Raw genomic sequence first — 26311 nt, forward strand, 5'->3', positions numbered from 1 at the left:
AAATTACAATAATCATGAATCAAAATCCTACATTAGAAAAACTAAAATCTATGCGACTTAGTGCTATGGCACAGTTGTATTATCAACAGTTAACACAAAACACCTCTGAGAAAATGACCTTTGATGAGCAATTAGCTGTATTGGTAGAGCATCAATGGGAAGATTGGCAAAATCGAAAAATAGAACGATTGCTAAAACAAGCAACCTTTAAACAATAAGCTACTATGACTAATATTGATTATGCCTCTCAAAGAAATTTAGACCGAAACATGTTGGAACGCTTAGCTTCCCTAGATTTTATTAAACGAAAGGAAAACATTATTTTAACAGGATCTTCTGGTGTTGGTAAAAGTTATATCGCACAAGCCTTAGGACATCAAGCATGTATAATGCAACATAAAACACTATATCAAAATACCGCTAGAATGTTCAAGAAACTAAAACTCTGTAAAGCTGATGGTACTTACCTGAAAGAACTCAATAAAATCCTGAAAACCGAACTGCTGATACTTGATGACTTCGGACTGCAAAGTTTCGATAATCATGCACGAGAAGCTTTAATGGATATTGTTGATGACAGACATGGAAAATCTTCAACTATTATAGCTTCACAAATACCAGTATCAGCTTGGTATGACATCATTGGAGAATCAACCATAGCAGATGCTATATTGGATCGAATTGTAAATTCTTCACATCGAATTAAACTGGATGGTGAATCTTTGAGAAAAGCAATCCTAAATAATCAATAAATCCTAAATTTTAACTATAATTGTAACATCTCTAAAAGTGGCACCCTTTGACCGAAATCCGCGGCATGTCACTCCGAAATAGCCACCTCTAACCAATAAGATCCGTTCGAAACATTTTTGAAATTATAGAGTCCACTATCATCACTAGTAGTTCCAGTTAGAATCTTTTTATTTTCTAATTGATATAAAATTATGTTCGCAAAAGGTAATGCCTCTTTTGATTGTTCTATAATTTTCCCTGAAATTTTATTTTGAGAAAAAGATAAACTAGCCTTAATTAAAAGGAATGCAAATATTATTAATTTAGTTTTCATACTATCTATATTTTATATTTCAATCTTTATTTAATAGCCTCTATTTTAGACTTAATCAGTTTAATTCTATCATCATAACCAACATTGCTTTTATATACTAACTTGAAATAATTTTTTTTAAGGATATATTCAATGAGTATTTATTGCTTACGGTTTTATAATTAAGTTTATTTTTCTTTGTAATAGGAAAATCTGAAATATTCTCTTTTAAAATTTGATAAATTGACTCAAATTGCTCTTCATCTATTGTTCTTGAATAAACGGTTTCATATTTTGAAGAAGATAAAACCCCTTTGTTAGAGTTACAGCCTAAATTTAATAGGAACAAGCTACTTGTTATAATTTTGGATATCATAATTGTTAGAGATTTAATTGGTTTTTAACTAATGTGTAGTAATGACTTTTTTTATCAATCAGTTCTAAATGTGCTCCTTGCTAAACAACTGATCCTTTTGACAATACAACTATTTGATCTGCATTTTGAACAGTACTTAATCTATGGGCTATAATTACAACTGTTTTGTTTTTAAATAATTTTTGTAAATTATTATGTACTTCCATCTCATTTGTAGAATCAAGTGCTGAGGTAGCTTCATCAAGGAATATATATTTAGGGTCTTTGTAGATGGCTCTAGCAATTAAAATCCGTTGTTTTTGCCCTCCAGAAACACCATTTCCTCCTGCTCCAATTTTTGTTTTTTATTTACCTAACTCTAGCTGGTTCTTGACCAGGTGGTAATAACTTCCTTTTTCACTAACTAAACCTTTGTGAGACCCTTCTTCAATAACTTTTCCATTTTTTAGAACTATTATTTTATCAGCATTCTTTACAGTACTTAAACGATGAGCAATTATTATTACTGTTCTGTTTTTGAAAAATTCTTGTAGATTATCATGAATTATTCTTTCGTTTTCTGCGTCAAGAGCAGAAGTAGCTTCATCAAGGATAATAATTTCAGGATCTTTATACATCGCTCTTGCAATGAGAATACGTTGAACCTGCCCTTTACTTAACCCTAATCCATTCTCGCCTATTTTTGTTAATTCTTTTTGAGGAAGCTTATCAATAAATTCATAACTATTTGAAAGGTGAATAGCTTTTTTAAAACGCTCTTCATCAAATTCTGATCCTAATGTAATATTTCCTTCTACTGAATCAGAAAAAACATATCCCTCCTGAAAAACAACACTAATTAGGTCTCTCCATTCTTCTGGTTTAATTAAATCAATATTTTTTCCTTTATACCTAATTTCACCTTCTAATAATTGATAATATTTAAGAAGGAGTTTAATAATAGTAGTTTTACCGCTTCCACTTGTTCCTACTATAGCTGTAACCTGATTAAGAGGAAAATCAATACTCAGATTTTCGAATAAAGAAGGAGAATTAGGTCCTAGATAGGAATAGTTTGCATTCGAAAATTGAATTGAGTTATTATTATACGACACCTGCTTTTTATTATTTTCTTTGTGCTCTAGAAAAAGTTGTTCTTCATCTTTTTTTCTATACACATCAGAGAGTCTATCAATACTAATTGATGCATCTTGATAAGAATATAAATATAATATAAGGCTTTCTATAGGAAGTGTTAATTGACCAATGATAAATGATATACTGAGTAGTGCACCAAAAGTTAACTGCTGATTAATTACTAAATATGCTACATAACCAATAATTAAAGTATTCTTAAGTTGAGATAAATAATTAACCCCTATACTTTGTTTTAATTCTAAAAGCATATTTACTTTATTTAGTTTAAAAAGATCTGTCTCTGTTTTTTGCCATTGTTCAGTTTTATAATTCGTAGCATTATTAATTTTAAGATCAGAAATACCATTTACGATCTCATATAAAATATTTTTATTTTCAGTTTCTATTTCAAAACGTTTGTAATCAATATATTTCCTTTGACCTTGAAATTGATACACCCACAAAACTGATATTATTGAAACAATTATAAAAAACACAAATACAGGCCAAGAATAACTTAATAATAGAACAGAATATATTATAAAAACAATAATAGATATTAAAAACTGCAGAGAATGGTTTGAGAAAAATTCTTCTATTCTATCATGGTCATCAACTCTAAGCATTATATCTGTTGTTAGCTTACTATCAAAGAAAGACAATGGCATCGTTATCAATTTCTTTAAGAAATCTGAAATAAGATTGATACTTAATTTAGTGTTTACATCAAGAAACATCCACCCTTGAATAAATTCCAAAATATTTGTACTTGTATATAGTATAAGTTGGGCTATTAATAAATATATAACAAATTGAATGTTATTATTACTTATTCCATCATCTACTAACTTTTCATTAATTAGTGGATAAAAAACGCTAATCCCCGCAATAACTAATAATAATAATAGTAGAAAGATGAATTTTTTTTTAAATGGTTTTAAGTATTTCATAAAATACTCGACCTTTTTAAAGTCTTCTTCAACCTTTACTTCTTCATTAGAAAAATCTTCATTTGGTTCAAGAAGCAAAGCAACACCTTTTTCATTTGCATCACGTTTCCAAAACTTTAAAAAATCTTCTTTACTTAATTTAAGTTTTCCAAAGCCAGGATCTGCAATAATATTGGTTCCTTTTTTAGTAACCCCTAAGTAAATAACATAATGGTTATCTTTCCAATGAAGAAGGCAAGGGCTAGGAGCTTCATAAAGTAATTGATCTAGAGTGACTTTAACAGGAACTGTTTCTAATCCTAATTTATTAGCAGCATCAATTAAATCTGCAAAATTAACTCCACTCTTGTTAATATGGCAAAGTTCTCTTAGACTATGTATATCTACTTTTTTTCCATAATACTTGGCAATCATTCTCAAACAAGTAGGTCCACAATCGGCAGATTCTAATTGTTTAAAAAAAGGAAATTTTTTATATGATAATTTTGAATTTTCCATTAGATATTTTTTCCAAATCATTAGTAATAATATAGTTGTACCTTAATCCACTGTTTTTAACCTCTACAATTTGGTCATGTGTCGCAAACCAAAACTCCTGAAACTCATTAGTCTTGACAACATCTGCAATAGAGTAATCGTTTAAGTTTCCAAAAACTGATTTATTCTTTATGCAGTTTTTTATTTCCCCTTTAGAGTTTATAGCCACTTTTTTATTATAATATGGATTGAATTTTTGACATTCATAGAAGAACTCTATATTATTTACTAAAAATTTACGATCTATATTTGCCTTTGTAATATCTTCAATTGTTTGAGTAATAAAGAATGTTTGCTGGTCGTCTTTTTCTATCAACCTATTGAATTTACTATTATAAAAAACAATACAGTCTACAACGGGAAAAGATTCTACTAATTCAATTAGTTTTTGTGACATTTCTTTTGAATCATATGGTATATATATTCTAAAACTTCTCAATACCGAAGTAGTACAATGTTCTAAAACTTTAGTAAATTCTATGATGTTTTCTTCTGCAAATGTAGTAAAGCGAAATTCTATAAATTTTGTCAATAAATTATCTAATTGAATTAAAACGTCTGTAAGATTATAATTATCAAAGCTATATTCAATTATTGCATTATTAATTATTTCTGGACTTACCCAATAATTCTCTATATCAACAAAATTTTCATTAGATTCATTGTAAAAAACAAATCCTTCATCTGATAAAAATTTCATATAAGAATTAAAGATATCTACATCTTCAACAAATTGACTTTTTACTGAATCAAAAGTTTGTTCTTGAAGCATTTCTATGACTGTTACCATTTCATTAGGAATAAATTTAATTTTTTCCTTTTGAAAATCACATATAATGCTTTTTTCTTCTCCTTTTACAACTTTACAAAAGCTAAAAAGTAATAAATAGGTGTCTTTAGATTGTGTCATCATCAATTAAAAAATTTGAAATAGGTTTATGAGAGTTAAATACCATATACTTCTTACTAAAATGTTTATTACTTATACTATACAAACTCCCAACATATAACTCACCAACACTTTTAGTCTCTTCTCCTTCCATTTTTTTATAAGTTAATGGAAGGCGCTTTAATTCCTCTTCTGTAAAAACAGAGCTTTTCTTTATTTTATTTGTCATAATCTATTAACCAATTAGCTATTTTCTCTTCTAAATTATAATTACATCGATACCCAGGTGCACTAAATTGTCCAACAGGATTTATTTCTAACATTACATATTCACCTTCTTTAGTTTTCATAATATCTAGTGAACCTGTATTTAGGTTAATTGACTTCATAAAAGCGTCTAACTCCTTTTCATACTCATTGGGAAGCTTATATGGAACCCAATTAATACTTTCTGACTCATAGTTTAGCTTTACATCTACCACATTGTTCTCTTTTTCAGTAATGATAATTGCGGTAGCATAAAACTGCCCATCTAAGTAAAATACACGTATTTCAAATTCTGCATCTATACATTCTTGAAATAGTGTTAGCACAAAACGTTCAGGTAATTCTTGTAGCTTTTCTTTTTTAATTTTCTGTGTATAAATACCATAAGTAGACTCTCCATCTATAAAATATGAACTATGTCTAATTGGCTTAGTAATTAAATCTGATTTAACATTTTTTTGAAATGCTATAACATCTTGTTTATTATTAGTAACAATACTTTTTGGTGTTCTAACATTATTTTGTTCAGCTAAAAATGTTACCTCAAGTTTATCTAATTTAATACCATCATTATATGGCATCCACTTTTTATTAGATAAGATTCTTTTTAAGAAAGTAATTGTAACTTCTACTTCGTTTTTAAGCTCAAACAACGCTTGTTCGGAATGTTTTCCTTTAGGCATATTTACTAACAACTCTGCTTCAAATCGTCTATACCAGACCACTTTTATTTCATCAGTAATATCCTTTCCCTTTACAAAAACCTTTCCTTTATTAATATCAATATTAAAAGCAGTATCAGTCTGTATTAAATCTTGAATAGTTACTTTTACAAAATCTGCCTTATGATATATAAGCCAGTCAATAACAGGATCTGTTCCTTGTTCATAATGATCAAAAGATAGTACTAAAATCATAAATTAAATTTTAAAAGTGTCGTTTTTTGATGTGTCTGTTGTGTCTGAACTAACTCTTCTACTAGCTTTTCGTTCAGCTCTTTTTCGTTTACGTTCAGCTCTTCTTGCTTTACGTTTCTTTTTTTTATCTGGGTTTACCTGACCTCCTATAACATAGAATGTTTCTTCTGTAGAAAGTTGTTCTAATTGTGTTAACTTAATTTTCATTTTTATTTAGTTTTTTTAAGTTTCATAATATTTGGTTTTAGTAAGAAAAAGGTAATAAAAGGTGTTTTTATTACCTTCTCTAGTTATTTAAAAGAATATTAATAAGCTGCTAAAGCTGGCTTATCTCTTCTTTTACTGCATCCACCAGTATCTTTTTTATAACTATCCTTACTGGTAGAATCCTCCCAACACTCGCTTTCTACTGCGGCAAATGCTCCGCCTACAACAAATTGTAGTTCTTGACTGTTTAAAGATTCAAAAGAATCTAATTGTATTAATTTCATAATATTATTTTTATGTTAGTAAAAATTACTTTTTAAAATGCACCTGTTTGAGCAGGTCTATCGCCTCTTTTACTATCTCTTTTTGCACTATCTTTTCCTTCGGAATCTACTGCTGTAAATTTACCTCCAAAAACAAAATGTAAGCCTTGAGTATTCAAAATATCAAAAGAGATTAATTGTTTTAATTCCATGATAAATAGGTGATTATTTAAAATTGCTGAATTTATTCATCTGAACCACCTCCATCTTGTCTAAGCGAATCATTTCTTAAAGTGTCATGACCTCTCGTATGGTTATAACTTAAACTGGTTCCTCCATTAACAAATACTAACTCTTCCTTGTTAATTGTTTCTATGTTTTTTAGTGATTTAAGTTTCATAGTATTTATTGATTATGAGGAGGTATACATCCACCTCCGTCAGTTCTATCACTATCTGTTCTTATATCATTCTTTTTAGAAACCGTTACAGAAGTCCCTCCTGTAATAAAGTTTAATTCTTGTTTATTAAGAATTATATTATTCTTTAATGATTTTAATTTCATAATTTCTATTTTTGTAGTTAATGATTTTATTTCATTTAGGTGAAAGGGTTGTTACTTTGGCCAGTACACCCTTCACTTTTTTAAGCTTATTAATTGTTAACTAAGCTAACTTAGGTGTTCCATCATCTGTTTTTGAATCTTGACTTGTTGATGTCACATCACCTTTTTTGGTATCTTTTCTTGCCGTACCACCTGTAATTACACGAACTGTTTCCTTGTTTAACAATTCATATGAGTTTAATGATTGTAATTCCATAATTATTTCATTTTTATAAAATTAAATATTAATCATTAAGTAAATGAAGAGAGAACAATAGAATTATCCTCTCTATCATTTCTTTTTATTACTAAGCTAATGCTGCATTAAAATGGTCATTGCTTGCAGAGTCTTGCTTTTCAGATGTAACATCTTTTTTCTTAGATGGTTTAGCTGCTGCACTTCCTCCAGTAATTACATGAATTGTTTCTTCGTTTAACAATTCAAATGAGTTTAATGATTGTAATTTCATTTTGTTATATTTTAAAAGTTATACTTATTTTTTATAAAGAGAGAATAAAGAATTACTCTCTCTATCATAACTGTCTAACTACTTTTTACCAAAGTCGTCATTACTTGCTGAATCTTGACTAGTAGATGTAACATCTTTTTTCTTTGAATCTCTAGCAGTACCTCCTGCAATTACGTTAATTGTTTCGTTGTTTAATACTTCGAATGATTTTAATGATTGTAATTTCATTTTATTAAATTTTAATTATTAATAAGTTCAAAAGTTTTAAGTCATTTACCTTTTATGGACTGAGCGCTTGCAAGCATATTTAGAAATGTTTCATTACTTAATGGCCTTTTATGTAAATCAACACTTATAAATTCATTTTTAAAATGTTAGAACTATAAAAGTTCAGGTTCTTCAGGATCTCTTGGTCTATCGTGTTTTTTACTGTCAGGGTTATCTTGCCTTCTTGAATCGTTAGCTGTTCCTCCAGTAATTACATTAACAGTTTCGTTGTTTACTACTTCAAATATTTTTAGTGATTTTAATTTCATTTTATTAAGTATTAAATTATTACAAATCAAAAGTTTTAAGTCATTGATTTTTTTTTTGGACTGTATTTAGATCTGTAGATATATCTGTTGTTTAGGGTTTAATTTGCTCTTCTTCTTTCTTCTTCATTACTAAATTGTTTCCTTTTGCTTCTTAATTTTTTGTTTCCAAATCTATAGGTTGCAGAAATTATTAGTTGTCTATTATCATAGTAATTCCTATACTCCTGTCTTATGTCATTAACTACACTTATAATAGCACCTTGACTTGTTCTAAAAATATCAGAAAACACTAGTTTTATTTGTAAGTCTTTTTCTAAAAAAAGCCATTTTAAACCTAAATCTACTGAATAACTCTCTGTGATATAATCCACACCACTCACACCTGGTGATGAATACCAGAAATTGAGCTCTCCTAAGAATGTTTTATCTTTATTAAAAGTGAATGAATTATCAATTCCTCCATAAAAGTTAAAACCATCTTGCTCTGTAATTGTATTTGGTAGTGTAGATTTTATTCTTGAATAATTAAAATCATATTGTAAATAGGTTTCTAACGATTTTGCTTTTTTAAAAGTGTATGATTGCGAAATTCCAATAGCATATTCTTCTAAAAAATTCCTCCTTACAGTAGCTTGTATATTGGTGTCATTATCTGTTAAAGTAATTTGGTCACTTCCATTTTCTGTTATAGAGGCATAAAAAGATGTGTTCAAATTATTTTTAAAGGTGTGAGATAACTCAAAATTATCTACAAAAGAAGGTTGTAGAAAAGGGTTTCCTTCAGTATAAGAAAACGGATTAGAATACCATCTAAAAGGATTTAAATCTCTATAACTTGGTCTATTAATTCGTTTACCATAACTTAATGACAATGAGTTATCATCATTGGGGTTATAAGTAACGTAAGCCGTTGGGAATAGCTTATTATACCTATTTTTATTTGTTTGGTTCAGCGTAATTGAATTCCCTTCAGTTTGTGCAAACTCGAAACGAAAACCTAATTTGAAATCCCATTTTTTTAACGATTTACTAGCACTTGCATAAATAGCTTGAATATTTTCTTTATACTGAAAAATATTAGATTGATCGGGATTAATAACAAACACATTATCTATAAAATTAAATGCACTGACATCACTATTGTTTTTTATGTATGAAAGTTTTCCGCCAAATTCTATATTAGAAAACTTAGTAGGCCACTCCAAATCAACCCTCGTTGTAAATGACATAGGATTTTGTTTCGAAGTGTTTCTAAAAATATCCGTAGAGTTATCAACTAAATTTCCATTCTGGAATGTTTCAGTAGTATTATTTCTATTCTGATTGTTGTTATAAGTAAAGTAATCAACATCAATATTTATTGAACGACCAAGTGTGTCTAATTCAGTTTTTAAATGAGCATTTAAAGAATGATAATAGGTTTTTACATCTGAATTTGCATTTGTAAGCAGTAAAGAATCTATTGAATTTGAATTGTTAAATATATTGGTTACTGTTCGCTCTTTATTATCTGGTCTACTAGTTGCGCCAATGTACTGAATCCCAATAGAAGTTTTGTTTGTTATGTTATAATCAATCCCTACTCTTCCAGAAATAAATTTTGTAAAATATCTAATCTTTGTATCAGCATCCCAAGATTGCATTGGATAAAAGATTTTATTTGTTTCATTTAATTCAACAGACCCATCTCCGCTATTAACATTAGCAAATAAAGACAGTTTATTTTTCTGATAAGTTACACCGCTACCTAAAAATCCACTTGAATATGTTGCTTGCCTATATGTTGAACGAATATTTCCTCCAAAATAATCTCTTTTAACCTTTTTTAACACGATATTAATTAAACCACTATTTCCTTCTGCTTCATATTTTGATGGTGGATTTGTAATCACCTCGATTTTAGCAATGTCATCAGAACTTAATGTGCGTAAGTAACTAGCAAGGTCTTCTCCAGATAACGGTGAGAGGCGGTCATTAATTAAAATTCTTACAGAACTTTTACCTATTAACCCTATGCTACTACCATCAACACGTACACCAGGTGTTTTTTGTAAAACATCAATCGCATCACCTCCAGAAGAAACAATACTATTTTCAATATTAAAAATTAATCGATCTACTTTTCTTTTAATAGTTGGTTTCTTTGCAGTTATTACAACTTCTTCTAATTCATTTTTGTTCTCTGTTAAAATAATTGTACCTAAATCAGTATTTTTAATTTTTACAATTTCTTTTTTCCAATCTTGATAGCCAATAAAACTGATTATAACCATAAAAGATTTATTTGAATTAATTAGAATCTCAAATTTACCTTCTTCATTAGTTATAGTTCCAGTAATTAATTTACCATTATTTAAAGCTATTACATTTGCAAAAGCAATAGGTTTGTTTTGAACACCCATAACAATTCCACGATAAGTTTGACTATGAATTAAAGTATTCGTTAATAATAAAAGCGTTAAGATGATTATTCTATTCATAATTGATATTATTTGTTCTTCAAAGCTAATATGATTAACTCAATTCATTGCTACACTAAAGAGTAGTTGTTTGCTAAAGTATTCAAAACTAAACCTTGGGGTAGTGTAAAAGATTCTGCTAAAATATTTTTACTAAATGTTTATTCTTATTAAAGAAGTCTATTATTCCGTCATACGTCATTGCAATTGGTATCGTTTCAGAACCTAAATAGTTAACTGGCTCACCTATTACTATAGTCTTAACACCTAATAGCTTTAGTATTCTTAATAGCTTACTATCGCATTCAGCAAAAGCAACATTTTCAGCGTGATTGCATATAAGTTTGGCAACACACGCCAATAATTTTTTAAATAAATTAATGTCACGCACATCTTTTTTTACTGCAAATCGTCCTATATGATAGATGTTATTTATATTTGTTTGGCTAAGTCCTAACAATGGGTTTATTCCAAAAACATTCTGAAGAGGTAATACATCAGTATAATTCCATTTTAAAACACGAATAGCACCTAAAATACCCCCTGTTTCATCTTTAGTAGTAAAAACCTCAGAATTTTCATAAAAACCTAATTCTTCTTTATAAATTGAATTGACGTCATTTTTATAATTCTTAGGTAGTTTATTATTTGAATGATGTTTAAAGTTTTCTGTAACGACAAATTCTGCTAAATTTATCAATTGATTTTTTGGAAGTATTTCTAAGTAATTTTTTTCAAGTATCATAGCATTTTATTTTAGCACTCAAATCTATTTAGATAAATCACCAATTGAACTACACAAAAGTTTAGTTATGAATTATTTACAAAAAAAACTATCTTTGTAATAAAAACTTTTGTTATGATAGAAATAGATGATTTTTTTTCGCTTATAAACAGAATTGATAATGTTTCTGAAGAGGATCAAAAACAAGCTGTGAATTATTTAGAATCAATTGATGCTTTTGCTAGGACTACTTATAAGAGTCTTTATGTAATTGATTATAAAAAAAAGGGTTTTGATTATGTTTCTGACAACCCTTTATTCTTATGTGGTAATACTGCTGAAGAGGTGAAAAAAATGGGATATGCGTTCTATTTTAAACATGTAACAGAACAAGATTTACAGCTTCTTTTGAAAATTAATACTATAGGTTTTGAGTATTATGAGAGGGTACCTGTTGAAGAACGGAAAGATTATACAATATCATATGATTTTCATTTAATTAATAAAAAAGGGGAGAAGACTTTAATTAATCACAAAATGACACCTTTATTTTTAACAGCAGAAGGAAAATTATGGAAAGCTATTGCTATTATTTCTCTCTCTTCTGAAACTAAATCGGGTAATATTAGAGTAACAAATAAAAAAAACAATAAAGTATTTGATTACGATTTAGATGGTGACTTTTGGAAAGAAACCGAAGCTTTAAAATTAACTAATAGAGAAAAAGAAATTCTAAATCACTCAACTAGAGGCTATACTATAACTGAAATAGCAGAAGCAATATTTGTGTCTCCAGACACAGTAAAATTTCACAGAAAAAAACTGTTTGAAAAATTAGGTGTGGCAAATATTTCGGAAGCCATTACTTACGCTACAAACAACAAATTAATTTAATCATTCATAATTGTAGATAAATAAAATTCAGGGAAAATTTTTATTTTTTTATTTGTTGCAATATTAAATAGCAAATGCGTACTCATGGCAGCTACCGCCCAAGATGCTATAGATAATTGTGGTGGTGAAATTTCTTTTTCTTTTATGTATTTTTCCACAGCCTCATCAATCCAATCGTGAGGAGTTTTCCAAAACTTCAAATAACTAGATGCATATTTTACCATTTTAACTTCATTAAATTTTTCATTAGGTTGTTCAATCGAATGTAATGATAATCCTTTAGGTTCCATTACTGTCACTAAGCCTCCCCAACCTAAATTATAAGGATGTAAAACAGGAATATTTTTTCTTTGGCAAACTTCATCAAAAAGCAATGGAACTTCAGAAGTGAAATCTAAAGCATTGATAGCAATTTTATGATCATTAATATAGCCTTCTACATTCTCTTTAGTTAAAAAACAATGATGTATAGTTATTTTTGCTTTTTTATTAATAGAAAGTAACCTTTTCTTTATTGCACTAACCTTATCTGTCGAGATATCATCTTCTGTGTAATTTTGCCTATTTAGATTTGAAATCTCCACTTGATCGCCATCAATAATTGTTATATTTTCAAAACCTAAACGTAAAGCACACTCTGCGATTACACTTCCTATTCCAGAACCCCCTAAGATTATTGGATAGTTTTTAATTACCTCTTGTTCTTCTTTAGTTAAGTATATTCTATTTCTACTATATCTTGCATCCATTATAATAAGATTTACAACAAAAATAGGAGGTAATTGGTTGTCATCCTTTACCCAAATGTGTAGTTTTATGATGATGAATCTAATTAAATATTTTTTCCTCCTTCCCATTCATTGTAAAATTGATTAAGAAAGTCGTGCATAAAAACATGTCTATTATTAGTTAACTTCTTGCCATATTCAGTATTTAGTCTATCTTATAATAGAATGAATTTTGTATAAAAATGATTTACTGGAGTAGATGACTTGCGTTTTTCACATAACAAACCGCTTTAATATGATCTATCATTAGTGTTTAAGAGTGATAAATTAACTAAACCTAATAAATTATATCATTTGAAATGTCATATTTGATGTTTTTAATACTGTTTACAATTTACCTAGCGGGGTAATTGAAGTTGTTTACAGTTAGGCTTGGTGCTACTAAGGTTTTTTCTCTATCAACCAAGTGAATTTTTGTAGTTGGGAATTTTAAAGCTTTATTGAGTACGGATTATTATTTGGGTAAGGTAAAATAAAAAGTAGTTCCTTTGTGTAACTCAGAGTTAAGCCATATTTTCCCTTTGTAAAGATCAAGTATTTTTTTGACAATCGATAAACCAACTCCTGTAGAATTTTTGTTATTCTCTAGGGTCTGGAAAATTTCAAATATTTTTTTGTGGTATTTTTCGGAAATACCAATACCGTTATCTTCAATGCTAAACTCCCAGTATTTATTTTTTTCAAGACATCTAATATTGATGATTCCTTTTCGTGGATTACTATATTTAATGGCATTACTCAATAGATTTTGAAACAATTGATGCAATCTAAATTTATCAACATTTAATTTAGGTAATTTATTGAGTACATTAATTGAAATGTGCTTTGGAATGTAAATAGTATCTATTAGGTCTTTTACCAAGTGATTGAGGTTTATTTTTCGTTTAATAGAATCAACTTGATCGATACTGGCATACTTTAAAATACCATTAATAAGGTGGTCCATTTTATCAATTTTCTTCAGTAATAACCGAGTGTTTTCAACAATAGTTGTATTGGGACTTTTGTCGGTTTCTTCTTGTATCCAATTAACCAAAGCATTCATGCTTCTCAAAGGTGATTTTAGATCATGTGATACGATATGGGCAAAATCTTTGAGTTCTTTATTACTCTGTGTTAAATTTTTTAAGAGCACTTTATTTTTTTTATCTACTTCCATACGGAGCTCTAAATTAAGCGCATTTTTTAGTTGTGTAGCTACGAGATTTGCAATGGTTTCTAATGTTTTTAAATGGTAACTGGTGAAATAGTTTTTACTTGAATGCTCTGAATCAATGACCCCTATAATTTCATTATCGGAAATAATGGGTACGGTAATTTCAGAGTATCGTATTTTGTCATCTACAATATATCGTTTGTCTTTTGATGTATCGTTAACAATTTCCGATTTACCAGTCTTCGCCACATGCCCTACAATACCTTTTCCTATTGGTATTTCTAGTATGTTTTTTATAGTTTTCTCTGAACTTATTTTATCTCCATAAGCTGCAATCTGTATTAATTTCCCGGTTTTATAATTTACCAAATAAATAACGCAATCTTCAAACCTTAATAATTTGGTAGTATTGGTTGTAATTTCCCATGCTATTTCATAGATATTTGTTTTTCCGAGAATAGAAGACATCAAACTATTCAATGCTTTCAGCATTGATTGATTTTGTAGATCTTCTGTGACATCTTCAATAACGGCTACCTGATAATGTTCATTCTTGTTGTTCGTGCTTACTACGGAAACATTAGTCTTGGCCCAAATAATTCTCCCTTGTTTTGTTAGATATCGTTTGTTAAGGGAAAAATGATCTAATTTACCATGATCAAGTTGTTCCATGAGTTGATACGATTCTTGAGCATCTTCATTACAAGAAATATCCAATATGGTTAGGGCTAATAACTCTTTTTCTGAATAGTTTAGCAAATTCTGAAACGCTCTATTACTCTTAATAATTCTACCTTTTTTTGTTAAAATAATACCTAAAGAAGAGTGTTCTACAATTGCATTTAATTGGTTTTGCTGCTCCTCAAATAATTGCTGTTGTTTTTTTTGCCGTGTGATGTCTCTTAGGATTCCTTGAGCAAAAGCAGGTTTCCCATCAACATCATATACAATATTACAGTTTATATCCACCCATTTTAGTGTATTTCTCTTGTTGTAAACACGGATTTGAAAGTTTTTGAAAACTCCTAGTTTTACCAGGTTTTTAAATGATTTTAGCGCATAGGAAAGATCACTTTTATACAAGACGCTCATGAAATTGAACTGTGTAATGGTATTGTCTAAACCAAAAAAATCTATGGAAGCTTGATTCATTTTTACAACGTTTCCTGAAAGGTCCATTACAATATATGGATCTATGATGGTTTTAAACAAGCTATTAACTTTTGGTTGTTTGGTGTCAAACTCGTTGGTTTTAGTGATTACGTTTATTGATTTCTGTTTTGAGAGTGTATTCAATTTTTTTGAAGTCAATTGATTTCTCGAAAGAGATGTATCGAGAATTTTGTCGCCAGTTTTATTCATGATTCCCCTTTTTAGATAGCTCCTTCTAAATGATAATATACTATGAGTAAAATTTTGCATCGAAGCAGGTCTATTAGTTTCCTTTCGTTAAGAAAGGTAAATAAAATGCACAAAGTCCATTAAACTTTATAGGTGAAATAAACAAAAGACTCGATAAAAAGAATGTATGTTTCGATGAATTAAAAATTCATGCTTAGCTGAATACGTTTTCTAGCTGCATCAACCTCTATTACTTTTACCTGTACATGTTGTTGTAAACGTACATGCTCATTTACATCTTGAATATAGGTATTACTTAAATTAGATACATGAACTAAGCCACTTTCTTTAATACCGATATCTACAAAGCAACCAAAATTAGTAATGTTATTTACAATGCCAGGCAATACCATACCTATTTTAACATCATCAATAGTTTTAATATATTCATTAAAACTAAAAGCTTTTGCCTTTGATCGGGGGTCTAAACCAGGCTTTTCTAGTTCTTTTACAATGTCTTGCAAGGTAGGTAAGCCATAAGAATCAGTAACATATTGTTGAAGCTTAATTTGTTTTAATACAGAAGAGTTTCCTATTAAATCATCTACTTTTTTGCCTAAATCTTTTGCAATTTGTTTCACCAAAGTATAACGTTCAGGATGTACTGCCGAATCGTCTAAAGGGTTTGTTCCGTTTTTTATACGTAAAAAACCTGCTGATTGTTCAAAAGCTTTTCCTCCTAAACGTGGAACTTTTTTAATACCAGTTCTATTGGTAAATGCACCGTTTTCATTTCTGTAAGTCACAATATTTTCTGCTAACTTTGGCCCAATACCTGAAACATAACTTAGTAATGAAGCACTAGCAGTGTTTATGTTTACACCTACTTTATTAACACAGTGCGCTACCACTGTATCTAGCGATTTTTTTAATTTTGATTGATCTACATCGTGCTGGTATTGTCCAACGCCTATAGATTTAGCATCAATTTTCACTAACTCCGCCAAAGGGTCAGTTAATCTACGACCTATTGAGACGGCACCACGAACAGTAACATCATGATTAGGGAATTCGTCACGTGCAATTTTTGAAGCTGAATATATGGAAGCTCCAGCTTCACTAACCACAAATATTTCTACCGGGGTGCTAAAGGAAATCTTTTTTACCAATTGCTCCGTTTCTCTTGAAGCAGTTCCATTACCAATGGCAATGGCCTCAATATGGTGCGTTTTTACCAAATGTTCAATAGTATAGGTTGCTTCTTGAGTTCTATTTTGTGGAGCATGAGGAAAAATAGCCTCGTTATGTAATAAGGCTCCTTGTTCATTTAAACAAACCACTTTACAACCCGTTCTAAATCCTGGGTCAATGGCTAAAATGCGTTTTTCGCCCAAAGGTGATCCTAATAAAAGTTGTTGCAAGTTTTTAGCAAAAACTTTAATAGCAGCTTCATCTGCCTTCTCTTTTGCCAAATTCAATGCTTCGGTAGTTAGTGAAGGAAGTAGCAAGCGCTTATAAGCATCATCAATAGCCAGTTGTATTTCTGCGCCTGATTCATTATTCGATCTAATGATTTTGTTGTCTATTTTTTCCAAAATAGCAGCATCATCAATGGTAATTTTAACACGTATAAATTCTTCTTTTTCTGCTCGTAAAATAGCCAGAATTCGATGTGAAGGAATGCGCTTTAGGTTTTCAGACCAGTCAAAATAATCTTTATACTTTTGAGCCTTTTCTTCGTCTTTTTTGGTCTTAATCACCTTGGTGTTAATGGCAGAAAAACGTTCCAGTTCACGTCGTATCATGTTTCGAATATCACTACGTTCGTTTATCCATTCGGCAATTATATGACGAGCCCCTTCTAAAGCTTTCTCAACAGAATCAATGGTATTACTGATGTATTTTTCTGCAATATATTCTAAATCATCATTACGTTGACTCATGATGATTTTTGCTAGGGGTTCTAAACCATTAGTTCTGGCAGTTTCTGCTTTCGTTTTACGTTTTTTCTTATAGGGAAGATAAAGATCTTCTATAGTAATAAGATCTTCTGCTTTTTCAATTTTCACCTTTAATTCATTAGTTAAAGCACCTTGTTCTTCTATAACTTTTAGAATTGCTTTTTTTCTTTTTTCAAGGGTGTCAAATAGTTCTTTTAATTGAACTATTTGTCCGATTTCAACTTCATCTAAATTCCCGGTTTTTTCTTTTCTATAACGAGCTATAAAAGGAATGGTACAATCCTCTTGTAATAATTCAATAGTATTCTGAATGGATTTTTCAGAAATCTGTGTTCGAGAAATTATATAATTGATCAGTTGCATAAAGTGACTTTTGAAATAAAGAAATCTCACTTTTTGTGAGGTTGCTAATATAGTAAATGAATGTTTTTACTTAATAAGTACCCTTAAATTATTTTTTAACTTGTTTATTGCTATTTGACCCAAATTATGCATTGGAAATTAAAAATCAAACACTTCGTTGTATATAGAATACAACTATCCTAAACCGGAAAAACCATACCAGTTATTGTTTGAGTTTACTGTAAAAGAAAATGATGATTTCTTTTTCTATTGAAATAGAAAGGGAAAAAGTACATTTTATATATTCTATTTGTTCTTGTTTAGTATACCTATAACTTCTTTTTTATACCCATCAGAGATATTTAAGGAATTCACATATTTTATACCGCCTTCTATTTGTTTTTTACAGGCTTCCATCTTGTTTAATTTACGGTAGGCAATGGCTTTAAAGTGATACCCCCATACTCCAGAAATATGCTCTTTGTTCAATTCAATAATTTTATCGCTCACTTCTATCGCCTTTTCTAATTCAATTCCTTCATTGACTAAATAGTGAGCAATTTTTCGATAATTAAGTTCATCTGGAGATAAAAATGACCTTATATTCCTAGAAGCGATTTCTTGGGTAGGTAGTTCTATAGGAATAGACACCCTTGTGTTTTCCCATGCTAGATTTAAGCTAGCACCATTGTTGGTAAGGTTTGAAAAGCTAATGAGAAACGATTCTATGGTTTCAGTTGTTTTCTGAATGCCTTGGGTTGTCTTTAAAACAACCTTGGATTCGTCCCACTTTTCAGGGATTCCAAAACCAGTTTCAGCATATAAGATAATTTCCCAGTGATCCTTCTTCGGAATTGTAAAAATAGCGTAGGTACCTGCTTTAATTTCTTTGTTAGCAATCGTAAAAGAAGTGCTAGAAGTGATGGTAGTGCTTTCGTTGGCTCCTGTTCTCCAAAGTGCATTGTAAGGAACTAAATCGCCAAATATAACCCTTCCCTTTTTATTGGGGCGGCAATATTTTACAGTAAATTGAGTGAATCCGACACTCTGTTTTAGAGTTGCATAGGGACTAGGAAATGGAAGTTGAACCTCAGTAAAATTAGTCTCCTGTGCGGAAGATTGTAAGACAATAAAAACGGTTATTATCCATATTTTAAAAATTGATTTCATAATATTATAGGTGTTATGTTATTTTAAAACTCGCTAACAGGTATACCTCGTTCGTTTTTAACGAAAAAGATATGTAGTAATCAAGAATGAGTAACCTATAACTTAAATTGGTAAAATAAAAGCTAAAGGACGCGTATACCGCGTATCCTGATTTGAGATTCAATATGTTTTTAAAGGGTTCGTAACGACAATACTTAGCGTGGTTAGTGAGTATACCATCTGTCTTTTATGAATTGATATAACTAACTAATAATCAGGACACACAATAATACGGAGAAGTTGGCACTAAAACTAGAATTTAATAAAACATTAACTACTTTATAAGACCTAAACGCAAAAGTTGGGCTGTTCGTTTCCTATGGTTGGTCATATTTAGAAATAGAGTTCTTGAGCTAAACGAAAGGTATTGGTATGAGCTTTTACAATAGTTTTAATCTCATCTGAATATCCACCACCCATACAGCAAACCAATGGAATTTTATGATCAAAGCATGTTTCTAATACAAAGTGATCACGCTCTTGGCAGCCTTTTAAAGAAATATTGAGTTTCCCTAATTTATCGCTTGCCAATATATCAACACCGCATTGGTAAAAAATAAAGTCAGGTTGCTGTTCATGAATAAGTTTCGGCAATGTTTTTTTTAAAACCGCTAAGTATTCCTGATCTGCAGTTCCATCTTCTAAAGGAATGTCAAGGTCCGATTGCTCCTTATGAAAAGGATAGTTGGTTTTTGCATGTATTGAAAACGTAAAAACAGTATTGTCTCCGTGAAAAATTTCTGCGGTACCATTTCCTTGATGTACATCAAGATCAATAATTAGAATTTTGTTAGCGAGCTTATTCTGTTGCAAATACCGTGCAGCAATGGCTTGATCGTTTAATAAACAAAACCCTTCCCCTCTATCAGAAAAAGCGTGGTGGGTTCCTCCGGCAATATTCATGGCGATACCATTTTTCAAAGCATATTCTGCGGCTTTCATGGTTCCGTCAGCAATAACCATCTCTCTAGCAATAAGCTGTTCTGTAAGAGGAAAACCAATACGCCGTTCTTCTTTTTTTGAAAGTGTAATATTTAATAAATCAAAAAAATACGCTGGTGTATGAACGGTAAAAAAGTGCTTATTGTTAGGGATTTCAGGAGTAAAAAAATTTGCTCTAACACAGGTTCCTTCAAAAAGTAATTGTTGCGGTAATAAATCATATTTGATCATTGGAAACCGGTGTTTCTCTGGTAATGGATGATTGTATATTTCGTGGTAAGCTATTTTTAACATGTTTGTTAGTCTGTATACTTTTTTAAATAGTAATTGTTGGTATAAACGTCATATTCACCCCTATAATTTTATATCTAACTAAAGATTCTCTTGTATTTTTCCTTTAACATGCTTGAATTTTTGACCCAAAATACATTCAATTTTTGCAGGTTTTGTCCTTTCCATAGAATTATAAGCAAATAACATAGTATTAGCATAAATAGCCCTACCCAATGAAGCGATGAGCATTCCAGCTTTCTGCTTTATATAATCGCCAATAGTACTATGATAGGTACTATTTACTTTTCTTTCTTGACAAAACAAGGTAGAGCAAATGAGTCTGATACATAGCTTGAGAATACGCATTTTTTTCATAATACACTTCATTAAAAAACCTCACAAAAATTGTGAGGTTGTAAATATAATAAAAGTATAATTTTGTTGCATTTATTACGCAATAAACTCACCGTTATTTGCTTTTTTAGAAGGCTGTACAAAAGCTAGTTTACCATCAGGTGTATCGGTCATTAAAATCATTCCTTGACTTTCAACACCACGCAATTTACGAGGAGCTAAATTACAAAGCACTGTAACTTGCTGCCCAACAATATCGGCTGGTTTAAAGCTTTCGGCAATACCCGAAACAATAGTACGAGTATCAATACCTACATCAACGGTAAGTTTTAACAACTTTTTTGTTTTAGCAACTTTCTCCGCTTCTATGATGGTGCCAACACGAATATCCATTTTGGTAAAATCATCGAATTCAATGGTTTCTTTTTGAGGTTCTACTTGTTTGTTAGCGGCTTCATTTGCTTTTTTAGTAGCTTCTAATTTATCCAATTGTACTTGAATTGTTTTGTCTTCTATCTTGGCGAATAATAATTCACCTTTATTAATTTGATGATTCGCGGCTAAGAGCACCTCTTTTTCCGAAACATCATTCCAATGGTTTGCTGCGCCTTCCACCCCAATATTTAACATGTTTTTGAGCTTCTTTGAAGTAAATGGTAAAAAAGGCTCTGATAAAACAGCCAACCCTGCGGCGATTTGCAATGCCACGTACATAATAGTTTTAACACGCTCTTCATCCTGTTTAATCACCTTCCAAGGCTCTTCATCTGCTAAATATTTGTTTCCTAAACGTGCCAAATTCATCATCTCTTGAGAAGCTTCTCTAAAACGGTATCGCTCAATAGACTTCGCTATGGTATTAGGAAACTCTTTCAACTGAGCTAACGTATCTTCATCAACTTCACTAAAGTCATTTGGAGCAGGAATAACTCCTGCATAATATTTATTGGTTAAAACAACAACACGGTTTATAAAGTTTCCGAAAACCGCCACCAGTTCGTTATTGTTTTTTGCTTGAAAGTCTTTCCAAGTAAAATCGTTGTCTTTGTTTTCAGGAGCATTGGCTGTAAGGGTATATCTTAAAACATCTTGTTGTCCAGGAAAATCCTCTAAATATTCATGTAACCATACTGCCCAGTTTTTAGACGTAGATAATTTGTTTCCTTCTAAATTTAAAAACTCGTTTGCGGGTACATTTTCTGGTAAAATATAATTTCCGTGAGCTTTTAACATAGCAGGGAAAATAATACAGTGAAAAACAATATTGTCTTTACCTATAAAGTGTACTAATTTAGTATCCTCTTTTTTCCAATAATCTTCCCAGTTTTTACCTTCTCTTTCAGCCCATTCTTTGGTAGAAGAAATATATCCGATAGGGGCATCAAACCATACATACAATACCTTTCCTTCAGCACCTTCAACCGGAACAGGAATTCCCCAATCTAAATCACGAGTTACTGCACGAGGGCGTAAACCATCGTCAATCCATGATTTTACTTGCCCTAACACATTAGGTTTCCAGTCATTTTTATGGCCTTCTAAAATCCATTCTTTTAAAAAAGCTTCATGCTTGTCAAGAGGTAAGAACCAGTGTTTTGTTTCTTTTAGAGAAGGAGCATTTCCCGTAATTGCCGATTTTGGATTGATTAAATCCGTAGCATTATGACTGGTTCCACATTTTTCACATTGGTCACCATAACTCTCTTCATTTCCACATTTAGGGCAGGTACCAACCACAAAACGATCGGCTAAGTATTGATTTGCCTGTTCGTCGTATAATTGCTCTGTTACTTCTTCAATAAATTCACCATCAGTATAGAGTTTTTTAAAGAACTCAGAAGCCGTTTGATGATGTATCTCCGCTGAGGTACGAGAATAGTTATCAAACGAAATTCCAAAATCGTCAAATGATTGCTTTATGATACCGTGATATTTATCAATAATATCTTGAGGAGAAACACCTTCTTTTTTAGCGCGCATTGGTATCGCAACACCATGTTCATCAGAGCCACAAATATAGGCTACATCCTTATCGGTGGCACGCAAAAAACGTGCGTAAATATCTCCAGGAACATATACGCCGGCTAAATGACCAATATGTATTGGCCCGTTGGTATAAGGTAATGCGGCTGTAATTGTATATCTTTTTGGTGTGTTCATGTATGTTACGCTAAAAATTAAAGCGCAAAAGTACGAAAAAGCAATTTTTTATACTGATAGAAAATAAATACATTTACATATATATACGTTATTTGTTATTGCGTCAAGAATACACTGGCTACAAAAGATCAGGTCGATAATTTTTGATGATAAAAATGTTAAGCGGAGCGGTATTTAAGTGCTCCATTAAACAACTAATATTTTTAGAGTAGTATATAACGCTAGATAGTAAAGTTATTGCTTAGTGTTTGTTTTTTTGAGAATTGAAAGATTCTTTCGGTAAATTAAATGACAGCTTAAAACTAAACACAGTTGTAAAAGAACTATTACGTAAACATCACTACTGCAATTTAGATAACCTATGTATAGAATAGCGTACTTTTAGTATCTAAAACATTATTAGAATGAGAAAGGAATATTATTTTTTTGTTTTCGTTTTTATTTTTTCAATTGTCAATGCTCAAAATAACCCCATGAAATTAATAACGCCTCCCTATTTAAAAAAAGGGGACACGATTGCTTTAGTAGCACCAGCCGGAATTTTAAAGAATAGAGCACAGGTAATTAATAGGGCAAAAGATTTAGCAGAAAGCTGGGGATTAACAGTAGTGTATGGCAAGCATCTGTTCAGTCAGAATTATCATTTTGCTGGAACAGATGATGAACGTCGTCAGGATTTTCAAGATGCGTTAGATACCCCTTCGATAAAAGCGATTTGGTGCGCGCGAGGAGGCTATGGTTCTGTAAGAATTTTAGATTCATTGAATTTTTCAAAATTTAAAGAACACCCTAAATGGATTATCGGATATTCCGACATTACTGCATTTCACAATCATGTTCACAATCTAGGAATTGAAACACTACATGCAATGATGGGAACTAGCTTGCAAGATAAATCCGAGGATATTTCTGAAACAATAGCTACTTTCAAAAAGTCCTTATTTGGCGAGAAATTATCCTATACAATGACTTCTTCTAAAAAAAATAGAATTGGAACTATTGAGGGTGAATTGGTAGGAGGCAATATTGCTATACTTGCGTCAATGCTAGGGTCAAATAGTCAAATTTCTACAGAAGGGAAAGTATTATTTATTGAAGAAATAGGAGAGTACAAATATGCAGTAGATCGCATGCTTCAAAGTTTAAAAAGGGCTGGTTACTTCACAAAAGTTAAAGGAATTGTTGTGGGTGATATGACAAAAATAAAAAAGAATACGACCCCTTGGGGAAATTCTATTGAGCAGTTGATTCTAGATGTAGTTCCAAAGGAAATTCCAATCATGTTTGATTTTCCAGCAGGTCACGAATCAGATAACAGAGCGTTAATTATGGGAAGAAAAGTGAAATTAGAAATTAAAGAACAGCAATCGACGCTATCATTTAATGAGTAATACGATCCTAAGTTTATAAAAATAACTCTTTACAAACTTAGGATCATATAAGTTACACTGATTGAAATTTGAAATTATCTTTTAATTTCATTACGCTGATTAAAAGGTTTCAAATAACCATCGGAATCACACCTTCACAATTTCAGAAGAAAACTCAAGGATAAAAAAGGTATAAAATGGCACATCATAATGAATTAGGAAAAAAAGGAGAGGAGTTAGCTATTGGTTTTTTAAAGAAAAAAGGATACCAAATTCTTGAAAGAAATTACAGGTATCAAAAAGCGGAAATTGATATAATTGCTAGGAAGGGTGAATTGCTATCTGTGATTGAGGTTAAGATGCGCTCCTCTGATTATTTCGGTAATCCTGAGGAATTCGTTAATTCTAAAAAAATAAAACTACTAGTCTCTGCTGCAGACAACTATGTAATAGAAAGAGATTTAGACATAGAAGTTCAATTCGATATTATTGCCATTATCAAAAATAAGAATGAGTTTATCATTAAGCATATTGAAGATGCATTTTTACACTTTTAGAAAACAAAAAAGAGACTAACTAAGTAGTCTCTTTTTTGTTTTCTAAAAGTGAATGTATTTTATAAACTTTTAAAGAATTTTTTTACATCTTCTATGGCATTAGGAATGGCTATAATTTTCTTATTTTCATCTAACACAAAATAAGTAGGTGTTGCATCAATTTTATATTTCCTCACCACTTCATTATCAAACTTGTACGTAGGATGAGTACCAATAACATTGTGCCATCCAGCTAACTTCCCTTTAAACTTGTTAAATTCGACATCATCATCTTCAATAGCAAAAGAGATTACAGATGTGTCGCTAAAATTCTGCATGAAACCATGTACTTCTGGCACTTCTTTCACGCAGTGCGGGCAACCAGTACTCCAGAAAATAATTAGGTAATTTTTTCCATCATTTAAGGAAGATAATGTGTACTCTTTTTCACCCTCTTTCCATGAAAAGTCAGGAGCTATCCTTCCTACAGAAACACTCAGCTGTTCTAGTTTTTTGGTTTTAAACCCTTCGTTTTTATTCGCTAGCTTATCATAATACTCGCTAAACAACCAATCAACTATTTCCGAATTCCTTTTTTCCGTGAAACTAGTAGCTAAGAATTCTATAATTTCTTTCTTTATTTTTTTGCCAGCAACGATATCCATTATTCGTTGAATTGATTCTTTGTGTAATTTTTGTTGTGTTACCTGATCATCAGAGTAATTCAAATAGAAAACGAAATCACTCACTCTATCAAACAAGAAAGAAGAGTTGTATAAATCTCCATTGTCAAAATCGATATATTCAAAGAAATTATCAACGGTAGAGGTCAAGTATTCTTGCATATTACTCATCACACTTGAAGGGTTATAACGTTGAGATGCTCTGATAAAACTATTGGTACGCATTCCTTCAGACTTATTTTCATAAATCTCTTGCAGGTCTTTCAATTCATTTAATGCTTTTTTATAGGCCTTTTTAATGTCTTTATTAGGCGTTCTTATATATTCCATTTGAAGAGAATCTACTTTTTTCTGAAGTAACGCATAGGCTTCTAAAAACTCATTATAAAGTTTGTTTTCTCTTGAACTTGTGAATACAACAGATTGGTCTGGAAATTTAGGATTGAAGATAAATTCCACATTTTCCTTATTGAAAATAAAGTCTACAAAACCTACTCCTTTATTTCTATAAGTGGCTCGATACACACCTGATGGCGTATTTTTAGGTAATTCAAAAGAAAATTTACCTAAAACTTGCGTGTCGGCTCCCACATTAATAGTGTCAAACTTAATTGTTGTATTTGAAATATACGTTGGTTTTATTCCTTGAAGTTTATGAAGCATAACCCAGTCACCTTTTTCTGGTGGAGTCATCGTACCTTTAATAGAATACTGTGCGTTCGCCACAGCGGATATAAAGACTATTAAACTTAATATTTTTTTAATCATAATATATTGATAAAGTTGTTTTAAGGGTTAAAATGGGTTTGTTTTTAATCTATATTCCAAGAAGCGTACCAAAATTGCCATTTATTTTTAATAAATAGATAAAAACAACCAAATTGTTCAGTAAATATATAATAGTTTCTCAGAAAAACAACATAATTTATTTTAATATTAAAAC

28 protein-coding genes and 2 pseudogenes are annotated in these 26311 nt (G+C 30.6%); 4 read left to right on the forward strand and 26 right to left on the reverse strand.

Annotation, left to right across the window (positions count from 1 at the left end):
- The first annotated feature begins 14 nt into the window (after positions 1–14).
- Positions 15–752, forward strand: a pseudogene (gene istB / locus AC2TDS_RS09945) (IS21-like element helper ATPase IstB).
- Between the two features lie 68 nt (positions 753–820).
- Here the strand turns inward: istB and AC2TDS_RS09950 are convergent.
- The 18 genes and pseudogenes from AC2TDS_RS09950 to AC2TDS_RS10035 form a co-directional block, all read right to left on the reverse strand.
- Entirely contained in the window at positions 821–1066 is a 246-nt protein-coding gene (locus tag AC2TDS_RS09950) for a carboxypeptidase-like regulatory domain-containing protein (protein ID WP_484735438.1), read from the reverse strand.
- 97 nt (positions 1067–1163) lie between these two features.
- Positions 1164–1421 carry a hypothetical protein gene (locus AC2TDS_RS09955; RefSeq protein WP_484735439.1) on the reverse strand — a complete coding sequence of 86 codons (258 nt, stop codon included), beginning with the start codon at positions 1419–1421 and terminating at the stop codon, positions 1164–1166.
- A gap of 5 nt (positions 1422–1426) precedes the next feature.
- Positions 1427–1762 (reverse strand): annotated as a pseudogene (locus tag AC2TDS_RS09960) (ATP-binding cassette domain-containing protein); the annotation flags it as partial.
- 3 nt (positions 1763–1765) lie between these two features.
- Positions 1766–3985, reverse strand: coding sequence for a peptidase domain-containing ABC transporter (locus AC2TDS_RS09965; protein ID WP_484735440.1), 2220 nt, complete (start codon positions 3983–3985; stop codon positions 1766–1768).
- A complete protein-coding gene (locus AC2TDS_RS09970) occupies positions 3960–4937 on the reverse strand; it encodes an SPASM domain-containing protein (protein ID WP_484735441.1) in 978 nt (325 codons plus the stop codon). Before AC2TDS_RS09970 ends, AC2TDS_RS09965 begins: the two co-directional genes overlap by 26 nt.
- Positions 4921–5142, reverse strand: a complete 222-nt coding sequence (locus AC2TDS_RS09975) for a hypothetical protein (RefSeq protein ID WP_484735442.1) — start codon at positions 5140–5142, stop codon at positions 4921–4923. Before AC2TDS_RS09975 ends, AC2TDS_RS09970 begins: the two co-directional genes overlap by 17 nt.
- Complete coding sequence (locus tag AC2TDS_RS09980; RefSeq protein ID WP_484735443.1) at positions 5132–6097, reverse strand: ATP-grasp domain-containing protein; 966 nt, start codon at positions 6095–6097, stop codon at positions 5132–5134. The genes AC2TDS_RS09975 and AC2TDS_RS09980 overlap by 11 nt, the downstream gene beginning before the upstream one ends.
- 3 nt (positions 6098–6100) lie before the next feature.
- On the reverse strand, positions 6101–6304 hold the full coding sequence (locus AC2TDS_RS09985) for a hypothetical protein (protein ID WP_484735444.1): 204 nt from the start codon (positions 6302–6304) through the stop codon (positions 6101–6103).
- Between the two features lie 98 nt (positions 6305–6402).
- Positions 6403–6588, reverse strand: a complete 186-nt coding sequence (locus AC2TDS_RS09990) for a hypothetical protein (RefSeq protein ID WP_484735445.1) — start codon at positions 6586–6588, stop codon at positions 6403–6405.
- A 32-nt stretch (positions 6589–6620) separates the two neighbouring features.
- Entirely contained in the window at positions 6621–6779 is a 159-nt protein-coding gene (locus AC2TDS_RS09995; RefSeq protein WP_484735446.1) for a hypothetical protein, read from the reverse strand.
- A gap of 32 nt (positions 6780–6811) precedes the next feature.
- Positions 6812–6967: a hypothetical protein gene (locus AC2TDS_RS10000; RefSeq protein WP_484735447.1), complete on the reverse strand. Its 156-nt coding sequence runs from the start codon at positions 6965–6967 to the stop codon at positions 6812–6814.
- A gap of 5 nt (positions 6968–6972) precedes the next feature.
- Entirely contained in the window at positions 6973–7131 is a 159-nt protein-coding gene (locus tag AC2TDS_RS10005) for a hypothetical protein (protein ID WP_484735448.1), read from the reverse strand.
- 100 nt (positions 7132–7231) lie between these two features.
- Positions 7232–7387 carry a hypothetical protein gene (locus tag AC2TDS_RS10010; protein WP_484735449.1) on the reverse strand — a complete coding sequence of 52 codons (156 nt, stop codon included), beginning with the start codon at positions 7385–7387 and terminating at the stop codon, positions 7232–7234.
- A 91-nt stretch (positions 7388–7478) separates the two neighbouring features.
- Positions 7479–7640 carry a hypothetical protein gene (locus AC2TDS_RS10015; RefSeq protein ID WP_484735450.1) on the reverse strand — a complete coding sequence of 54 codons (162 nt, stop codon included), beginning with the start codon at positions 7638–7640 and terminating at the stop codon, positions 7479–7481.
- 78 nt (positions 7641–7718) lie between these two features.
- Positions 7719–7868 carry a hypothetical protein gene (locus AC2TDS_RS10020; RefSeq protein WP_484735451.1) on the reverse strand — a complete coding sequence of 50 codons (150 nt, stop codon included), beginning with the start codon at positions 7866–7868 and terminating at the stop codon, positions 7719–7721.
- A 152-nt stretch (positions 7869–8020) separates the two neighbouring features.
- Positions 8021–8176, reverse strand: a complete 156-nt coding sequence (locus AC2TDS_RS10025) for a hypothetical protein (RefSeq protein WP_484735452.1) — start codon at positions 8174–8176, stop codon at positions 8021–8023.
- Positions 8177–8274: 98 nt separating this feature from the next.
- Positions 8275–10656, reverse strand: a complete 2382-nt coding sequence (locus AC2TDS_RS10030) for a TonB-dependent receptor (RefSeq protein WP_484735453.1) — start codon at positions 10654–10656, stop codon at positions 8275–8277.
- A 118-nt stretch (positions 10657–10774) separates the two neighbouring features.
- A complete protein-coding gene (locus AC2TDS_RS10035) occupies positions 10775–11380 on the reverse strand; it encodes a hypothetical protein (protein ID WP_484735454.1) in 606 nt (201 codons plus the stop codon).
- 114 nt (positions 11381–11494) lie between these two features.
- Here AC2TDS_RS10035 and AC2TDS_RS10040 point away from each other — a divergent pair, with 114 nt between their 5' ends.
- Entirely contained in the window at positions 11495–12253 is a 759-nt protein-coding gene (locus tag AC2TDS_RS10040; protein ID WP_484735455.1) for a helix-turn-helix transcriptional regulator, read from the forward strand.
- On the opposite strand, the gene AC2TDS_RS10045 is transcribed toward AC2TDS_RS10040, so the two are convergent.
- The 7 genes from AC2TDS_RS10045 to metG form a co-directional block, all read right to left on the reverse strand.
- Complete coding sequence (locus tag AC2TDS_RS10045) at positions 12250–13110, reverse strand: ThiF family adenylyltransferase (RefSeq protein WP_484735456.1); 861 nt, start codon at positions 13108–13110, stop codon at positions 12250–12252. The genes AC2TDS_RS10040 and AC2TDS_RS10045 overlap by 4 nt on opposite strands.
- A gap of 385 nt (positions 13111–13495) precedes the next feature.
- Positions 13496–15559, reverse strand: a complete 2064-nt coding sequence (locus tag AC2TDS_RS10050; RefSeq protein ID WP_484735457.1) for a PAS domain S-box protein — start codon at positions 15557–15559, stop codon at positions 13496–13498.
- A gap of 179 nt (positions 15560–15738) precedes the next feature.
- A complete protein-coding gene (locus AC2TDS_RS10055) occupies positions 15739–17862 on the reverse strand; it encodes a Tex family protein (protein WP_484735458.1) in 2124 nt (707 codons plus the stop codon).
- Between the two features lie 285 nt (positions 17863–18147).
- A complete protein-coding gene (locus AC2TDS_RS10060) occupies positions 18148–19011 on the reverse strand; it encodes a DUF2911 domain-containing protein (RefSeq protein WP_484735459.1) in 864 nt (287 codons plus the stop codon).
- A gap of 372 nt (positions 19012–19383) precedes the next feature.
- The gene (locus tag AC2TDS_RS10065; protein WP_484735460.1) at positions 19384–20286 is read right to left on the reverse strand and encodes a histone deacetylase family protein; all 903 of its coding nucleotides are present in this window, start codon (positions 20284–20286) and stop codon (positions 19384–19386) included.
- Between the two features lie 78 nt (positions 20287–20364).
- Positions 20365–20640 carry a hypothetical protein gene (locus AC2TDS_RS10070; RefSeq protein ID WP_484735461.1) on the reverse strand — a complete coding sequence of 92 codons (276 nt, stop codon included), beginning with the start codon at positions 20638–20640 and terminating at the stop codon, positions 20365–20367.
- A 75-nt stretch (positions 20641–20715) separates the two neighbouring features.
- Positions 20716–22779, reverse strand: a complete 2064-nt coding sequence (gene metG, locus AC2TDS_RS10075; RefSeq protein WP_484735462.1) for a methionine--tRNA ligase — start codon at positions 22777–22779, stop codon at positions 20716–20718.
- A gap of 473 nt (positions 22780–23252) precedes the next feature.
- Between metG and AC2TDS_RS10080 the strand changes: the two genes are divergently transcribed.
- Both AC2TDS_RS10080 and AC2TDS_RS10085 read left to right on the forward strand, forming a co-directional pair.
- Positions 23253–24170 carry a S66 peptidase family protein gene (locus AC2TDS_RS10080; RefSeq protein WP_484735463.1) on the forward strand — a complete coding sequence of 306 codons (918 nt, stop codon included), beginning with the start codon at positions 23253–23255 and terminating at the stop codon, positions 24168–24170.
- A gap of 176 nt (positions 24171–24346) precedes the next feature.
- The gene (locus AC2TDS_RS10085; RefSeq protein ID WP_484735464.1) at positions 24347–24706 is read left to right on the forward strand and encodes a YraN family protein; all 360 of its coding nucleotides are present in this window, start codon (positions 24347–24349) and stop codon (positions 24704–24706) included.
- 59 nt (positions 24707–24765) lie between these two features.
- Here the strand turns inward: AC2TDS_RS10085 and AC2TDS_RS10090 are convergent, their stop codons facing one another.
- Positions 24766–26136 (reverse strand): redoxin domain-containing protein, encoded by a 1371-nt coding sequence (locus AC2TDS_RS10090; RefSeq protein WP_484735465.1) that lies wholly within the window; start codon positions 26134–26136, stop codon positions 24766–24768.
- Between the last annotated feature and the right edge of the window lie 175 nt (positions 26137–26311).

This window comes from Tenacibaculum profundicola (assembly GCF_057220795.1).

What these genes read in the sequence shown, in the direction of transcription:
- AC2TDS_RS09950 (WP_484735438.1), bottom strand. Translation starts at nt 1,066, where the DNA reads ATGAAAACTAAATTAATAATATTTGCATTCCTTTTAATTAAGGCTAGT.
- AC2TDS_RS09955 (WP_484735439.1), bottom strand. Translation starts at nt 1,421, where the DNA reads ATGATATCCAAAATTATAACAAGTAGCTTGTTCCTATTAAATTTAGGC.
- AC2TDS_RS09965 (WP_484735440.1), bottom strand. Translation starts at nt 3,985, where the DNA reads ATGGAAAATTCAAAATTATCATATAAAAAATTTCCTTTTTTTAAACAA.
- AC2TDS_RS09970 (WP_484735441.1), bottom strand. Translation starts at nt 4,937, where the DNA reads ATGATGACACAATCTAAAGACACCTATTTATTACTTTTTAGCTTTTGT.
- AC2TDS_RS09975 (WP_484735442.1), bottom strand. Translation starts at nt 5,142, where the DNA reads ATGACAAATAAAATAAAGAAAAGCTCTGTTTTTACAGAAGAGGAATTA.
- AC2TDS_RS09980 (WP_484735443.1), bottom strand. Translation starts at nt 6,097, where the DNA reads ATGATTTTAGTACTATCTTTTGATCATTATGAACAAGGAACAGATCCT.
- AC2TDS_RS09985 (WP_484735444.1), bottom strand. Translation starts at nt 6,304, where the DNA reads ATGAAAATTAAGTTAACACAATTAGAACAACTTTCTACAGAAGAAACA.
- AC2TDS_RS09990 (WP_484735445.1), bottom strand. Translation starts at nt 6,588, where the DNA reads ATGAAATTAATACAATTAGATTCTTTTGAATCTTTAAACAGTCAAGAA.
- AC2TDS_RS09995 (WP_484735446.1), bottom strand. Translation starts at nt 6,779, where the DNA reads ATGGAATTAAAACAATTAATCTCTTTTGATATTTTGAATACTCAAGGC.
- AC2TDS_RS10000 (WP_484735447.1), bottom strand. Translation starts at nt 6,967, where the DNA reads ATGAAACTTAAATCACTAAAAAACATAGAAACAATTAACAAGGAAGAG.
- AC2TDS_RS10005 (WP_484735448.1), bottom strand. Translation starts at nt 7,131, where the DNA reads ATGAAATTAAAATCATTAAAGAATAATATAATTCTTAATAAACAAGAA.
- AC2TDS_RS10010 (WP_484735449.1), bottom strand. Translation starts at nt 7,387, where the DNA reads ATGGAATTACAATCATTAAACTCATATGAATTGTTAAACAAGGAAACA.
- AC2TDS_RS10015 (WP_484735450.1), bottom strand. Translation starts at nt 7,640, where the DNA reads ATGAAATTACAATCATTAAACTCATTTGAATTGTTAAACGAAGAAACA.
- AC2TDS_RS10020 (WP_484735451.1), bottom strand. Translation starts at nt 7,868, where the DNA reads ATGAAATTACAATCATTAAAATCATTCGAAGTATTAAACAACGAAACA.
- AC2TDS_RS10025 (WP_484735452.1), bottom strand. Translation starts at nt 8,176, where the DNA reads ATGAAATTAAAATCACTAAAAATATTTGAAGTAGTAAACAACGAAACT.
- AC2TDS_RS10030 (WP_484735453.1), bottom strand. Translation starts at nt 10,656, where the DNA reads ATGAATAGAATAATCATCTTAACGCTTTTATTATTAACGAATACTTTA.
- AC2TDS_RS10035 (WP_484735454.1), bottom strand. Translation starts at nt 11,380, where the DNA reads ATGATACTTGAAAAAAATTACTTAGAAATACTTCCAAAAAATCAATTG.
- AC2TDS_RS10040 (WP_484735455.1), top strand. Translation starts at nt 11,495, where the DNA reads ATGATAGAAATAGATGATTTTTTTTCGCTTATAAACAGAATTGATAAT.
- AC2TDS_RS10045 (WP_484735456.1), bottom strand. Translation starts at nt 13,110, where the DNA reads ATGGGAAGGAGGAAAAAATATTTAATTAGATTCATCATCATAAAACTA.
- AC2TDS_RS10050 (WP_484735457.1), bottom strand. Translation starts at nt 15,559, where the DNA reads ATGAATAAAACTGGCGACAAAATTCTCGATACATCTCTTTCGAGAAAT.
- AC2TDS_RS10055 (WP_484735458.1), bottom strand. Translation starts at nt 17,862, where the DNA reads ATGCAACTGATCAATTATATAATTTCTCGAACACAGATTTCTGAAAAA.
- AC2TDS_RS10060 (WP_484735459.1), bottom strand. Translation starts at nt 19,011, where the DNA reads ATGAAATCAATTTTTAAAATATGGATAATAACCGTTTTTATTGTCTTA.
- AC2TDS_RS10065 (WP_484735460.1), bottom strand. Translation starts at nt 20,286, where the DNA reads ATGTTAAAAATAGCTTACCACGAAATATACAATCATCCATTACCAGAG.
- AC2TDS_RS10070 (WP_484735461.1), bottom strand. Translation starts at nt 20,640, where the DNA reads ATGAAAAAAATGCGTATTCTCAAGCTATGTATCAGACTCATTTGCTCT.
- metG (WP_484735462.1), bottom strand. Translation starts at nt 22,779, where the DNA reads ATGAACACACCAAAAAGATATACAATTACAGCCGCATTACCTTATACC.
- AC2TDS_RS10080 (WP_484735463.1), top strand. Translation starts at nt 23,253, where the DNA reads ATGAAATTAATAACGCCTCCCTATTTAAAAAAAGGGGACACGATTGCT.
- AC2TDS_RS10085 (WP_484735464.1), top strand. Translation starts at nt 24,347, where the DNA reads ATGGCACATCATAATGAATTAGGAAAAAAAGGAGAGGAGTTAGCTATT.
- AC2TDS_RS10090 (WP_484735465.1), bottom strand. Translation starts at nt 26,136, where the DNA reads ATGATTAAAAAAATATTAAGTTTAATAGTCTTTATATCCGCTGTGGCG.